Source organism: Novosphingobium sp. CECT 9465, assembly GCF_920987055.1.
Taxonomy (GTDB): domain Bacteria; phylum Pseudomonadota; class Alphaproteobacteria; order Sphingomonadales; family Sphingomonadaceae; genus Novosphingobium.
Genome location: NZ_CAKLBX010000001.1, coordinates 1,925,853 through 1,939,065 on the forward strand (window position 1 = coordinate 1,925,853; position 13,213 = coordinate 1,939,065).

Sequence of the window (13,213 nt, forward strand, 5' to 3'; positions counted from 1 at the left end):
CCTTGCCGACATGCCCCTTGGTACAGGGTGCGGCGGAACGTCAGCGGTTTGCGACGGATTCCGCGCAGTGATTGCGATCAAGTGGAATCAACGCCTTCGCATTGAAACTTTCGCGCATTGCGGGCGCAGCAAAGCGTGCGTCGCCGAATGTGACTTGCGCTGTGCAGCCCTGCCGCGAGACCGATGCAACCGGCATCTGCGACCAGTCGAGAAAGTCTCGGACCTCGGCGTTGGCAACCGCAGCGCGATGGACAACGGGATTGGCCATGTTATCGGGCACCAGGGGCTGCACACCACGCAACATGGCGAGACCGGCCAGTGGATCGTATTGTGCACGGCCGATCATGCCATGTTCGCGCCAGATCACCTCACGCTGCCAGAAGCGGACCGGAGCCGGTGATGCAAAAACACGGTCCGGGTCGGGATACCCCGACGACATGCGCAGTGCATCATCAGCCAGCAGCGAAATCCCGACGTTGAGGAGGATGAAGCCCAGCGCTGCGGCCAGCGCCGCTATCGCGGACCGGCCCATCGCCTGGCGCCGGGCGCTCCAGATACCAAGGCCGAGAAAAGCCAGCAGCCACGGCGATACGATGAACAGGGCGTCGGTGTGATACCAGCGGTCATCGAGCGGAGACATGAGTTGCACCGCATAGACATTCTGAAGATCGAGCAACGGATGCGTCAGCGCGCCGAGGTAGCACAGTGCGACCAGCCAGCCGAAGTGTATCGGAGTTGCGCCTTCGGCAAGGCGACCATTGGCAGCCTGCCAGCGGTCTATCAGCCAGAGCAGCGCCGCCAGTACCGGCGGAAGCAGCAGCACCCCGCCGACCAGCCCGTGCGTGAAGCCCCGGTGCATGGCCAGCGGTGCCCACGGCACCCAGCCGAACAACACATCGATGTCCGGCATGTTGGCCGCCAGCACACAGGCAGCCAATCCCTTGCGGGTGCGGTGCTTGAGGCCGGTTTCGGCCAGCGCCCAGCCGACGAGGCTATGAGTCAGGTTATCCAGACATCGCTCCTCGTCGGTGATTTCTGCCGGATCAGATCGGGTCGGCTGCGGTTCCGCTTACCGTCCACGTCTGGCCCTTGGCGAGCAATTTGGCGAGGTTTGCGTCCTTGCCCTTGCGCGCTTCGGCATCCTGGCCGAGCAACACCGTTTCGTAGGTCGGGCGCGGATCATCGTAGATCACGCCCAACGCCATCGGGAACGGGCCGAACGGCATTTCGACGAGCATGTGCGCAAGCGCGCGGTTCCTGACGTTGTGCACGATGACGCCCGCTGCCTGCCAATCGCCATCCACAACGTCGACGACCTTGAGGCTCAGCGTGTCCATATCGAGCGTGATGCCCTTGATGCCGCCAGACTTGGCCGAGCCAAACAGCATCGGCTCGCCATCGGTAAGCCACAACTGGTTCTGGTCAGCCACGCCCTTGGCGACGAAATCGTCGAAGCGGTCCTTGTTGTAGACGATGCAGTTCTGGAAGATTTCCACGAAGGCCGCGCCCTGGTGTGCATGGGCAGCCTTGAGCACCCCGCCAAGGTTCTTCGACACATCATAGGCACGCGCGATGAAGCGGGCACCTGAACCCAGCGCAAAGGCACAGGGCAGCGCCGGACGATCGACCGAACCGAGCGGCGACGTCGGGCTGTTGGTGCCCTCGCGGCTGGTCGGCGAGAACTGACCCTTGGTCAGGCCGTATATCTCGTTGTTGAACAACAGGATCTGCACGTTCACGTTGCGACGCAGGATGTGCATGGTGTGATTGCCACCGATGGACATGCCATCGCCATCACCGGTCACCAGCCACACGTCGAGATCCGGGTTCGCCAGCTTGATGCCGGTGGCAAAAGCCGGGGCGCGCCCGTGGATCGTGTGAAAGCCGTAGCTCTCGACATAGTAAGGGAAGCGGCTTGAGCAACCGATGCCGCTGACGAACACCGTGTTGGCCGGGTCCGCGCCCAGTTCCGGCAGGGTGCGCTGCACCGCCTTGAGGATCGCGTAGTCACCGCAACCGGGGCACCAGCGCACTTCCTGATCGGTTTCCCAGTCTTTGAGCGTGGTCTGGACGGCGATCTTGGTCATCTCGTTCATGGTCGTAACCTTTATGCGAGCGCAGCTTCGATCGCGGCTTCGATTTCCGCGATGGTGAAGGGCTGGCCGCTGGTCTTGTTGAGCGGCTGGGCGTCGATCAGGAACTGGTCGCGCAGAACGGTCTTGAACTGGCCGGTGTTCATTTCAGGGACGAGCACCTTGTCGTAACTCTTCAGCAAATCGCCGAGGTTCGACGGCATCGGCCAGATGTAGCGGACATGGACGTGGCTGACGTCCAGCCCCTTGCGGCGCGCGCGGCGCACGGCCTGATAGACCGGGCCATAGGTGCTGCCCCAGCCGACGACCACAAGCTTGCCTGAGCTTTCGCCGTGGTTAACTTCCTGCTGCGGGATCGAGTTCGCCACGCCATCAACCTTGGCGCGACGGGCGTCGGTCATCGTCTGGTGGCTGGCGGGCGAATAGTCGATGTTGCCGGTGCCGGGGTTTTTCTCGATGCCGCCGATGCGGTGCATCAGGCCGGGTGTGCCGGGCTTGATCCACGGGCGGGCGCCCTTTTCGTCGCGGGCGAACGGAAGCAGTTCGCCATTCGGGCCATTCTTCTCACCAAGGAATTTGGCCGGGAACGGCGTGAAGCTTGTCGGATCGGGCACCTGCCACGGCTCCGCCGCGTTGGCGATGTAGCCATCGGTCAGAACCATGACCGGGGTCATGTACTGCACCGCGATGCGGCAGGCCTCGATCGCAACTTCAAAGCAGTCCGAAGGGCTGCGCGAAGCGATCACCGGCATCGGCGCATCGCCGTTGCGGCCATAGACGGCCTGATACAGGTCCGACTGTTCGGTCTTGGTCGGCAGCCCCGTGGATGGCCCCCCGCGCTGCGAATTGACGATGACCAGCGGCAATTCGGTCATGATCGCAAGGCCCATCGCCTCACCCTTGAGCGCGATGCCAGGACCGGATGACGACGTCACGCCCAACTGGCCAGCATAGCTTGCGCCGATGGCCGAGGCGATTGCGGCGATCTCGTCTTCCGCCTGGAAGGTGGTGACGCCATATTCCTTGAGCCGGGCAAGGTTGTGCAGGATCGCCGAGGCAGGGGTGATCGGATAGCCACCGAAGAACATCGGCAGATCCGCCAGTTGCGCACCCGCCACAAGGCCAAGGCTGATCGCCTCTGCGCCCGTGACAGTGCGGTACAGTCCCGGCGCGCTTTCAACCGGCGCGATGTGGTATTGCTTGAGCGGCCCTGCGATTTCGGCTGTTTCGCCATAGGCGTGACCAGCATTGAGCGCGGCGATGTTCGCCTCGGCCAGCACCGGGCTTTTCTTGAACTTGGCGTTCAGCCAGTCGATAAGCGGCTGCCGGTCACGGTCGAACATCCACAGCGCAAGACCCAGCGTCCACATGTTCTTGCAGCGCAGCGCTTCCTTGTTGCCAAGACCGAAAGGCTTCACCGCTTCGAGCGTAAGCGCCGAAATATCGAAAGCCAGCAACTGCCACTTTTCAAGGCTGCCATCTTCGAGCGGGCTGACGTCGTACTTGGCCTTTTCAAGGTTGCGCTTGTTGAACTCGCCGGTGTCCGCAATGATCAGGCCACCGACCTTGAGCGCGCCGACATTGGTCTTCAATGCGGCCGGGTTCATCGCGACGAGAACATCGGGCTGGTCGCCCGCAGTGTCGATCTCGGTCGATCCGAAGTTGATCTGGAACGCAGAGACGCCGAACAGGGTTCCTTGCGGCGCACGGATTTCGGCCGGAAAGTCCGGGAACGTTGCCAGATCGTTGCCTGCGAGCGCGGTTGACAAGGTGAACTGGCCACCAGTGAGCTGCATGCCATCGCCTGAGTCCCCGGCGAAGCGCACGACCACGGCTTCCGGGCCGGTGGCATCAAGGGTTTCGTTGTCCTTGCCGCCCGTCAGCGCATCCGGTCCATCAACAAGTGTAGCCATATCATCCTCTGCATTGCGCCGGGGATTTCACCCGTTGCTGAAACGCGCCTATGCCTGTGCCGCTCCGTTCGCAAAGAAGAAAATCTGCGCACGATGAAAAATCCTCGTGCTCTCTTGATTCCGAACGACCATGGCCGTCAAGTTGCAACATCAGGATTGCAGCGATGCTTATACCGATTTCCGCCAGGCGGTTGAGGACAATTCATGACCGATCAAAAGACTCATCAAGTGCGGCCGGATGTGCAGGCCTTTCTGGCATTCCTGAAAGCGGCAGGCACCCCACCCATGAGCCAGGTCGGTCTGGAGGCGGCGCGCGCCGGTTTCATGACAATGACTCGATTAGCCGAAGCAGACCCGCGCCCATTGGGCGTAATCCGGGATCTGACCTGTCCTGGCCCTGCTGGCGAGATCGGATTGCGCCTTTATGATCTGCGAGAAACGCGCGAGTCCGGCCCTGCCGTGGTGTTCTTCCACGGCGGCGGCTTCGTCGTCGGTGATCTCGATAGCCACCACAGTATTTGTACCGAGATCGCAGCGGAACTGGACCTGCCGGTCATCGCTGTCGATTATCGACTGGCCCCGGAGCATCCGTTTCCCGCCGCACCTGATGATGGCGAGGCCGCTGCGCGCTGGATCGCCGGCAATTCCGCGGTGCTCGGCCGCGATATAAACGGCCTGATCCCCATGGGCGATTCGGCAGGCGGCAACCTTGCCATCGTCATCACCCAGGCGCTGACCGAAACACCTGCCGCGGTGCCGGTGGTGATGCAGGTGCCGATCTACCCCCTGACCGACGACAAGCCCGACCACCAATCCTTCCTGGAATTCTCGGAGGGTTTCATGCTCGACAAGGATGCGATGCAATGGTTTGCGCAGGCTTACCGCGCCATCCCGCGGGACATTCGGGCCTTTCCGCTTTATGGTGACCACTCCGCCACGCCGCCAACGGTGCTAGTGACGGCGGGCCTTGATCCGATTCGCGACAGCGGACGGGTCTATGGCGCGGAACTCATCCGTGCGGGAGCCGAGGTCATCTTCCTGGAAATGAAAGGAACGATCCATGGCTTTGCACAAGTGCGCAAGGCGCTCTCAAGCGCCCAGGCAGACATGCACTCCATCTTTGCGGCCATCAGGCTGCTGCTGGAAAGGTTGAAATGAACGATCAACACGCCGCCCTCCCCTATCGCCCCTGCGTCGGGGTAATGCTGGTCAACGACGCGGGCCGGGTTTTCGTGGGCAAGCGCATCGACAACAAGGAGGGCGATGCCTGGCAGATGCCGCAGGGGGGGATTGACGAAGGCGAGGAGCTGCATCCCGCCGCCTTGCGCGAACTGGAAGAAGAAACCGGGGTTTCGGCCCATCTCGTCACGATCATCGCCGAAAGCCAGGAAGAGCATTTCTATGATCTGCCCGACGAACTGGTCGGCAGGTTGTGGGGTGGGAAATATCGCGGACAACGCCAGAAGTGGCTGCTGCTGCGCTTTGCGGGCGAGGATTCCGACATTCGCATCGACGCGCACGAACATCCCGAATTCAATGAATGGCGCTGGGTCGAACCGGAACTCCTGCCCGACCTGATCGTGCCATTCAAGAAGCGCGTCTATCGACAGGTCGTCGAGGAATTTCGCGGACTGATCTGAATCCGAGCGCACGAAATCATGTCTGCGAGGCGGAAGGCTGAAGCAATCCAGAGCCGTTGCGCGCATCGCTCTGGATTGCCGCGTCAGCTTCGCCTCCTCGCAATAACGAAAATGCGGGCGAGAAAGCGATGGTTACAGGCGGTCAGTTGCTCTCGATTTTCGGTTCGGGCTTCACCGCTTCTGCCGAAATGACGCGCGGTGCGGGACCACGGGATATAGCTGCGGCAAGATCGGCCGTTTCGGTGCAGCCCTTGCCGCACAACCCTTCAAGCCGCGACAGATTTCGGCGTGCCTTTTCCAGCGCGCCTTTTTCGACCATGGCGCCGCCCTCGCCCGAAATGGCGACGACGTTGTTCGGATCGCGTTCAAGCGCTTCGCGGTAGTAATGAATTGCCTTGCCCTGCAAGCCATCGCGACGGGCCGCGTCGGCAAGACCGATCAGCGGCGCCGGGTTGGCGGGATCGATCGCCAGCGCGGCCTCGAAACTGTCGGTAGCGGCGCTGACATCACCTTTGACAAGCGAGGCGCGGCCTTCCCTGACGAGCGCTTCGGCACGCGGGTTTTCAGGAGCGGAACTTTTCGCCGCGCCCATGCTGCCGGTAATGCCAACGACGAGAGAAAGGGCAACAGCAACGGGGGCGTAACGCATCAAGAACTCCTTGAGCCGGCGACTACCGCTGAATGAACCCGCCTGCATGAGTGTTCAATTAACACGGCGCACGATTGTTGCGAAGAAAAACCCGTCGGTGCCATCACGAAAGGGCGTGAGCCGCCAGCCTTGGCCATGGGCTTGCCCGGCTGGCAGGTCTGGCAAGGCAACCTCCCAACCCGGATTTTCGGACAGGAACCTGCCGATCCGATCCGCCCCTTCGGCGTCCAGCAGCGAACAGACCACATAAGTCAATCGCCCGCCGGGCCGCACCAGTGCGGCACCGATATCGAGCACGTTGGCCTGCATCGCGTGATAGCGGGCCAGCGCCCTGGCATCTAGCCGCCAGCGCGCCTCCGGGTTGCGCCGCCAGGTGCCGGTGCCGGAACACGGTGCATCGATCATCACCGCGTCGGCCTTCCCCGTCCAGTGACCTAGCATCTCAGCTTCGCGGCCGGGATTGAGCAATTGGATTTCGACCAGCACCCCGGCACGAGCCGCCCGGTCTGGCAGCCGCGAGAGGCGCGCGCGATCGATGTCACAGGCGACCAGCTTCCCGGTGTTGCGCATCGCCGCGCCCAGTGACAGCGTCTTGCCGCCCGCGCCCGCGCACAGATCGATCACGGCCTCCTCCGGCTGAACGGTCAGCGCCATGCTGGCGATCTGGCTGCCGCTGTCCTGAATTTCGAACAGTCCTTCGGCAAATTCCGGCCAGCTTTCTGCGGCTGCACCCGAAGGCAGGCGCAAGGCATTCGGAGCTGCCGTCAGTTCTGCCCCAATCGGCAAACATGTGCGCAATTTATCACGCGATGTTTTCAGCGTGTTGGCGCGCAGGTCCAGCGGTGCACGACCGAGCAACGCAGCCTGCTCATCGTCATTGAGGCCCGATGCAAGCAGCTGATCGACCAGCCACGGCGGCGCGGCGCCACCGGCCGCCACCGGCTCTCCGGGCTGGATCGATGCCGGTCCGTAGTTCGATCCATCGAACAGCGCCGACAAAGCGGCGTCATCGCGGACAAGGCGCAACATCGCCGCGCGTCCGCTTGATGGCACATCACCGCAAGCGCGGATTGCATTCCACGCCAGATCGCGGATCGCGCGGCGGTCCTTTGAACCAACGAAACGCCGCGCCCGGAACCACTCCGCCGCGATCCGGTCTGCCGATGCGCCCTGCCCGCGCGCGGCGGCAATCACCGCATCGAGAATGTCGATCGCCGCCTGAACGCGCGCCGAGGGCGTCACCTGAAGCTCAACCGACCTTGTAGTTTGGTGCTTCGCGCGTGATCGTCACATCGTGGACGTGGCTTTCGCGCAGGCCCGCGTTTGTGATGCGAACGAACTTGGCGCGCTTGCGCAAATCGTCGATCGTGGCGCTGCCGGTATAGCCCATGGCGGCCTTGATCCCGCCAACCAGCTGGTGAACCACGTCCTTTGCCGGGCCTTTGAACGGAACCTGGCCTTCGATGCCTTCGGGCACCAGCTTCATCTGGTCCTTGATGTCCTGCTGGAAATAGCGGTCCGCGCTGCCGCGCGCCATTGCGCCGACCGAACCCATGCCGCGATAGGATTTGTAGGCACGGCCCTGATAGAGGAACGTCTCACCCGGCGCTTCTTCGGTGCCTGCCAGCATCGATCCGATCATCACCGTGCTGGCACCTGCGGCCAGCGCCTTGGCGGCATCGCCCGAAGTGCGCAGACCGCCATCGGCAATCACCGGGACGCCGGATTTTTCGGCTTCTTCGGCGCATTCCATCACGGCGGTCAACTGCGGCACACCGACGCCTGCAACGATACGCGTGGTGCAGATAGACCCCGGCCCGATGCCAACCTTGATGCCATCGGCGCCAGCGTCGATAAGCGATCGCGTCGCCTCGCCAGTCGCAACATTGCCGGCAATCACCTGCACCGAATTCGACAGCTTCTTGGCCGCTTCGACGGCGCGCGCAACATCGCGGTTGTGGCCGTGCGCCGTATCGATAATTACCACGTCGCATTCGGCGTCGATCAGCGCGCGGGTGCGTTCAAGACCCTTTTCGCCAACAGTCGTGGCGGCGGCCACGCGCAGACGACCCGATCCGTCCTTGGTCGCATTGGGAAAGGTGACCGCCTTTTCGATATCCTTGACCGTGATCAGGCCGATGCACTTGAACGCATCGTCCACCACCAGCAGTTTCTCGATCCGGCGCTGGTGAAGCAGACGCCTTGCATCGTCGCCGCTCGTGCCAAGCGGCACCGTGGCAAGGTTCTCATGCGTCATCAGTTCGCGCACGGGCTGGGCGGGATTGTCGGCAAAGCGCACGTCGCGGTTGGTCAGGATGCCGACCAGCTTGCCCGAATGCTCGACCACCGGAATCCCGCTGATCTTGTTGGCGCGCATGATCGCATTGGCTTCGCCCAGCGTGGCATCGGGGGAAATCGTGATCGGGTTGACGACCATGCCGCTTTCGAAGCGCTTGACCGCGCGGACGGCGGCGCACTGCTCCTCGATCGAAAGGTTGCGGTGAAGGACGCCGATCCCCCCAAGCTGCGCCATGACGATGGCCATGTCCGCCTCTGTCACCGTGTCCATCGCCGATGACAGGATCGGGATGTTCAGGCCGATGGTTTTCGTCAGCCGGGTACGCGTATCGGCCTGCGACGGCACCAGATCCGACTCGGCGGGACGCAGCAGCACGTCGTCGAAGGTGAGGCCGAGAGGGATATCCATGATACGTGCCACTTCCAGTGTCCGGGGAGATTCGTGGCGGCCCATGTAAACAGGAAGCGGCAGTTCGGCTAGGGGGTTTGGCGACGACCTGAATCGCGGGCAGGATAGCGCCGTGCATCGGCAAAGGCGCGGACGAGTTCCACCTGCAAGGTGACGTCATCGGCCATGCCGGAATAGTCGATTGCAGCGCCCGCCTGGTCGCCGGGCCGGTGATAGGTATCCTCCATGAAGCGTTCGATCCGCTCCATGTCTCCATAACTGCTGCTTACCATCACGGCGGGCACATCATGCTGCATCAACACCCAGCTGTCCTGCCGTTTGATATAAGCATTGGCCCCATCCCCCGGCGCCAGCTTGCGCTTCATTCGCCGCACCACATCGCCGATCAGCGGATCGAGCGGGGTCATCCCCTTGCCCACGATGCCCACCGGCCTTCCGGCAGGCACCAGCCCGGTGCTGTCGACATTGAAAGCCGCGACGATACGGTCGAGCGGTATGGGCGGGTTCTCGGCAAAGGCCATCGCGCCAAGCAGCCCCAGTTCCTCACCGGTCGTCGCGACGACATAGACGTCACGCTCCATCGGGCGGCCTTTTGCGAGAAGACGCGCAGCTTCGGTAACCACGGCAAGGCCCGACGCATTGTCGATCGCGCCATTGCAGATGATGTCTTCGGCGGGCGCTTCGGCGCATTGCCCGAAGTGGTCCCAATGGGCCATCAACAGCACCGCCCCGGCGGCAGGGTTGCGGCCAGGAATGCGCCCGATCAGGTTGTGCGTCCTGATCCGGGTTTCGCGGCTGGACGCCTCGAACGTGGCGTTCACACCCAGAAGATAGGGCGCGAACAGCGGCGCGGCGGCATCGGCGCGCAATCTGGCGACTTTCGCGTGGGGGGTGCCCGCCAGCATCAGTTCGGCCGTGACGGGAGACAGGAACGCCTCGATCTCGTTGCCGATGCGCTCGCCCGAAACGGCGTAGCCAGCGCGATTGCGCCGGGCGATCACATCTTCCAGCCCGCGCTCGCCATCAAGCACGGTGACGACGGCCAGTGCGCCTGCATCCAGCAACCGCCCAGCCCGGTCGCCCGCTTTCTGCGGATCGGCCCCAACCGGCATGCTGTCGAGCATCACCGCGACGCGCCCTGCCATTTCCGCACGCGGCATTCCTGGTGAGGCCGCGTGTCCGACGAACAGGAGCGGCGCGTCCTGCACCAGAGTACGCAGCCCTGACGTGACCACAAAAACGCTCTGATCTGGCAGTACCACCCTCTTGCGCCCGCGCGTGAAGCTCGCCCGCGACATGACCGGTTCACGCTCGACCAGATCGACGGGCGCAAACCACCCGCTGCCAGGAATGTTTGTGCCCGCCTCCATGCCGATGTCGAACCACTGCCGCGCCAGATAACGCAGCGTCAGGGTTTCGCCCTCGGTTCCCGGTTCGCGGCCCTGAAACTCATCGCTGGCGAGCGTTTCGACATGGGCCTTGAGCGCGAGTTCAAGCGTGGAAAGCTTTTTCGAAGCCGGTGCCGCGGCTGCAAGCAGGAGCGCGCCAAGAAGCAGCGCACCAACCCCTGCATTCCGCCAGCCCCCTGCACGCTTCATCGCTGCCCTCAAACGCCTCGTCGCAATCCCTTGCTCTCAAAACCCGGAGCGACGCGCAAGTTCCCAATTGAGCCTGTATCGATGAACAGAAGTTTACAGAACCGGCGTCGATGGCACTTATTCGGCGACCCAGCCCCCGTCCATGTTGTAATTCGCGCCGGTGATGTTGCGCGCTTCATGGCGACAAAGGAATAGGGCAAGCGCAGCCAGATCTTCGGCTTGAACGAATTGCTTGGTGGGCTGGCGCACCAGCATCACATCGTTGATCACCTGATCGCGGGTCATTCCGCGGGCCTTCATGGTGTCGGGGATCTGGTTTTCCACCAGCGGCGTCCAGACATATCCGGGGCTGACACAGTTGGCGGTGATGCCGTGAGTCGCCAGTTCCAGCGCAAGCGTCTTGGCCAGGCCTGCAAGGCCGTGCTTGGCCGAAACATAGGCCGCTTTGAACGGCGAGGCGGTGAGCGAGTGGGCCGAGGCAGTGAAGATGATCCGCCCCCAGCTTTTCGCCTTCATCCCCGGAATGGCCAGGCGGCAGGCGTCGAACGCGGACGTCAGGTTGAGCGCGATGATCGCATCCCACTTTTCAACCGGAAATTCCTCCACCGGCGCAACGTGCTGCATTCCGGCATTGGCAATCAGGATATCCACCGCGCCGAATTCGTCCAGCGCGGCCGCCATCATCGCTTCGGTCCCTTCGCGTCGGGTTAGATCGGCAGGGACGTGGATAGCCCGCCCACCGCTGGTCGCAGCCAGTTCCGAACACATCTGCGCAATTTCCGCCGGATCGCCAAAGCCGTTCAGCACCACATCGGCACCTTCTGCTGCCAGCGCCCGCGCATAGGCGAGGCCGATGCCGGAGGTGGAACCAGTGATCAGCGCGCACTTGCCCTTCAGGAACATTCGATTACTCCGGGGATTCAGGATGGGTTGATTGCACTGGCATCGCGGGACGCACCGCGCTTGTCCAGTCGCAAGTGAAAAAAGGGGTGAAGCGATGCGGCTCGATGATTTCGACAATTCCATCAACGTCGAAGATCAGCGTGGCGGAGGCGGTGGTCGCTTTCCGCTGGGGGGTGGCGGAAAGCTCGGCTGCGGGTCGATCGTGATCGCGCTGATTGCCGCAGTCGTGTTCGGAGTCGATCCTTCCCAGATGCTTGGCACCTTGCAGCAAGTACAGACGCAAGGCCCGGCCCAGCAGGAGCAAGCGGGCGGCACGTCCCTGGCAGAAAGCTGCTCTGCCAACGAATTCAGCCGCGAAAGCTGCAACGCGCTGTCCTCACTCAACAAGACCTGGGGACCGCTGTTTCAACAGGCCAACATTCCGTTCGAAACGCCAAAGCTGGTGTTTTATGCCCAGAACGGCAATTCGGGCTGCGGCGCTGCGCAAAGCGCCATGGGACCGTTCTATTGCCCGGCGGACAATGGCATCTACATCGATACCGATTTCTACAAGCAGATGGACCAGCAGATGGGTGCGGGTGGGGATTTTGCGCGAGTCTATGTGATGGCGCACGAATATGGCCATCACATCCAGAATGTCCTGGGAACCTCAACCCAGGTGCGCCAGCTCCAGCAGCGCAGCCCAAGCGAGGCGAACCGGCTCTCGGTGGCGCTGGAACTTCAGGCGGATTGCTACGCCGGGGTGTGGGCGGGCCGCAATCGCGAACGGATCGAGGCAGGCGACATTGAGGAAGGCATGCGCGCCGCGCACCAGATTGGTGACGATACCCTGATGAAAGCCGCAGGCCGTCGCCCGGTCGAAGACGCCTTCACCCACGGCAGTGCGGCGCAGCGCATGCAATGGCTGCGCACGGGGCTTGAGACCGCTGATGAAGACCAGTGCGATACATTCAAGTAACTTTCGTGAAATATCTCCGGAACCGAACATGTTTCTGATGCTTATCTCGTCAAAAGGGGGCATCCATGCATTTAGCCAAGACTCTTCGGTTCGCGCTTTTGTCTTGCGCCTGCTTCATCGCCACACCTGCGATTGCGCAGACGGCGGTGTCGCAGGGTTCGGTTTCGGCAGGCGATGTGGCAACCACACCGCTCAGCGATCTGAATATCAAGAAAGACGAAATCCCGGCGGTGCTCGTCACCGCCAGGGAAAAGCCATACAATCTCGCCGGAATGACACGTTGCGCGGCGATCGGAACCGAAATCGCACAGCTTGATGGCGTGTTGGGCGATGACATCGATATCGCGCGGGATGATGGGAAATCCACCATCAGCATGGGGAGCGTAGGCCAGTCTTTGGTGCGTTCATTGATACCGTTCGGTGGCGTGATCCGCGAATTGAGCGGTGCCGGAGCGCAGGAACGCAAATGGAACGAGGCAATTTATGCCGGTTCGGTCCGCCGGGCGTTTCTCAAAGGCATCGGTCAGCAGCGCGGATGCAAGTATCCTGCCCGCAGCGCCAGTGCCAGCGATGCTTCCGCAGTTTGGGCCAAACGTGATGCCGCGGAAGCTGCTGAGAAGAACGACAAGTCCGACGATGACAAAGCAAAGGATATGAAGGCTAAGGACGCAAAGCCAAAGGCTTCGAAGGATGGCAAAGGCAAGTCGGTCAAATTTGAATCCCGGCCTGTTGTCCAGTCAGTGAAGTGAATT

Annotated in this window: 12 protein-coding genes; 4 read left to right on the forward strand and 8 right to left on the reverse strand. The window is 62.4% G+C overall.

Annotation, left to right across the window (positions count from 1 at the left end; all coding sequences use genetic code 11):
* Positions 1-40: 40 nt before the first annotated feature.
* The 3 genes from LUA85_RS09380 to LUA85_RS09390 are packed head-to-tail and all read right to left on the reverse strand — an operon-like array spanning position 41 to position 4,006.
* A complete protein-coding gene (locus tag LUA85_RS09380; RefSeq protein ID WP_371823717.1) occupies positions 41-1,033 on the reverse strand; it encodes a metal-dependent hydrolase in 993 nt (330 codons plus the stop codon).
* Positions 1,034-1,043: 10 nt separating this feature from the next.
* Positions 1,044-2,096 carry a 2-oxoacid:ferredoxin oxidoreductase subunit beta gene (locus LUA85_RS09385; RefSeq protein ID WP_231469036.1) on the reverse strand — a complete coding sequence of 351 codons (1,053 nt, stop codon included), beginning with the start codon at positions 2,094-2,096 and terminating at the stop codon, positions 1,044-1,046.
* An 11-nt stretch (positions 2,097-2,107) separates the two neighbouring features.
* Positions 2,108-4,006 (reverse strand): 2-oxoacid:acceptor oxidoreductase subunit alpha, encoded by a 1,899-nt coding sequence (locus tag LUA85_RS09390; RefSeq protein WP_231469037.1) that lies wholly within the window; start codon positions 4,004-4,006, stop codon positions 2,108-2,110.
* Positions 4,007-4,210: 204 nt separating this feature from the next.
* On the opposite strand from LUA85_RS09390, the gene LUA85_RS09395 reads away from it, so the two are divergent.
* Both LUA85_RS09395 and LUA85_RS09400 read left to right on the forward strand, forming a co-directional pair.
* Positions 4,211-5,164 carry an alpha/beta hydrolase gene (locus LUA85_RS09395; protein ID WP_231469038.1) on the forward strand — a complete coding sequence of 318 codons (954 nt, stop codon included), beginning with the start codon at positions 4,211-4,213 and terminating at the stop codon, positions 5,162-5,164.
* Entirely contained in the window at positions 5,161-5,646 is a 486-nt protein-coding gene (locus tag LUA85_RS09400; protein WP_231469039.1) for an RNA pyrophosphohydrolase, read from the forward strand. The genes LUA85_RS09395 and LUA85_RS09400 overlap by 4 nt, the downstream gene beginning before the upstream one ends.
* A gap of 142 nt (positions 5,647-5,788) precedes the next feature.
* On the opposite strand, the gene LUA85_RS09405 is transcribed toward LUA85_RS09400, so the two are convergent.
* From LUA85_RS09405 to LUA85_RS09425, 5 genes are all read right to left on the reverse strand, one after another.
* Complete coding sequence (locus LUA85_RS09405) at positions 5,789-6,295, reverse strand: tetratricopeptide repeat protein (RefSeq protein ID WP_231469041.1); 507 nt, start codon at positions 6,293-6,295, stop codon at positions 5,789-5,791.
* 54 nt (positions 6,296-6,349) lie between these two features.
* Positions 6,350-7,537 (reverse strand): RsmB/NOP family class I SAM-dependent RNA methyltransferase, encoded by a 1,188-nt coding sequence (locus tag LUA85_RS09410; protein ID WP_231469043.1) that lies wholly within the window; start codon positions 7,535-7,537, stop codon positions 6,350-6,352.
* Positions 7,538-7,544: 7 nt separating this feature from the next.
* The gene (gene guaB / locus LUA85_RS09415; RefSeq protein WP_231471820.1) at positions 7,545-9,002 is read right to left on the reverse strand and encodes an IMP dehydrogenase; all 1,458 of its coding nucleotides are present in this window, start codon (positions 9,000-9,002) and stop codon (positions 7,545-7,547) included.
* Between the two features lie 68 nt (positions 9,003-9,070).
* Positions 9,071-10,600, reverse strand: coding sequence for a M28 family metallopeptidase (locus tag LUA85_RS09420; protein WP_231469045.1), 1,530 nt, complete (start codon positions 10,598-10,600; stop codon positions 9,071-9,073).
* A 117-nt stretch (positions 10,601-10,717) separates the two neighbouring features.
* The gene (locus tag LUA85_RS09425; protein WP_231469048.1) at positions 10,718-11,503 is read right to left on the reverse strand and encodes a 3-hydroxybutyrate dehydrogenase; all 786 of its coding nucleotides are present in this window, start codon (positions 11,501-11,503) and stop codon (positions 10,718-10,720) included.
* Positions 11,504-11,597: 94 nt separating this feature from the next.
* Here LUA85_RS09425 and LUA85_RS09430 point away from each other — a divergent pair, with 94 nt between their 5' ends.
* Both LUA85_RS09430 and LUA85_RS09435 read left to right on the forward strand, forming a co-directional pair.
* Positions 11,598-12,461: a neutral zinc metallopeptidase gene (locus tag LUA85_RS09430; protein WP_231469050.1), complete on the forward strand. Its 864-nt coding sequence runs from the start codon at positions 11,598-11,600 to the stop codon at positions 12,459-12,461.
* 230 nt (positions 12,462-12,691) lie between these two features.
* Entirely contained in the window at positions 12,692-13,210 is a 519-nt protein-coding gene (locus LUA85_RS09435) for a hypothetical protein (protein ID WP_231469052.1), read from the forward strand.
* The last annotated feature ends 3 nt before the right edge of the window (positions 13,211-13,213 follow it).

Excerpts from the sequence above, each read along its gene's own strand:
- LUA85_RS09405 (WP_231469041.1), bottom strand. The coding sequence starts at position 6,295 with ATGCGTTACGCCCCCGTTGCTGTTGCCCTTTCTCTCGTCGTTGGCATT.
- LUA85_RS09385 (WP_231469036.1), bottom strand. The coding sequence starts at position 2,096 with ATGAACGAGATGACCAAGATCGCCGTCCAGACCACGCTCAAAGACTGG.
- LUA85_RS09425 (WP_231469048.1), bottom strand. The coding sequence starts at position 11,503 with ATGTTCCTGAAGGGCAAGTGCGCGCTGATCACTGGTTCCACCTCCGGC.
- LUA85_RS09420 (WP_231469045.1), bottom strand. The coding sequence starts at position 10,600 with ATGAAGCGTGCAGGGGGCTGGCGGAATGCAGGGGTTGGTGCGCTGCTT.
- LUA85_RS09400 (WP_231469039.1), top strand. The coding sequence starts at position 5,161 with ATGAACGATCAACACGCCGCCCTCCCCTATCGCCCCTGCGTCGGGGTA.
- LUA85_RS09430 (WP_231469050.1), top strand. The coding sequence starts at position 11,598 with ATGCGGCTCGATGATTTCGACAATTCCATCAACGTCGAAGATCAGCGT.
- LUA85_RS09395 (WP_231469038.1), top strand. The coding sequence starts at position 4,211 with ATGACCGATCAAAAGACTCATCAAGTGCGGCCGGATGTGCAGGCCTTT.
- guaB (WP_231471820.1), bottom strand. The coding sequence starts at position 9,002 with ATGGATATCCCTCTCGGCCTCACCTTCGACGACGTGCTGCTGCGTCCC.
- LUA85_RS09390 (WP_231469037.1), bottom strand. The coding sequence starts at position 4,006 with ATGGCTACACTTGTTGATGGACCGGATGCGCTGACGGGCGGCAAGGAC.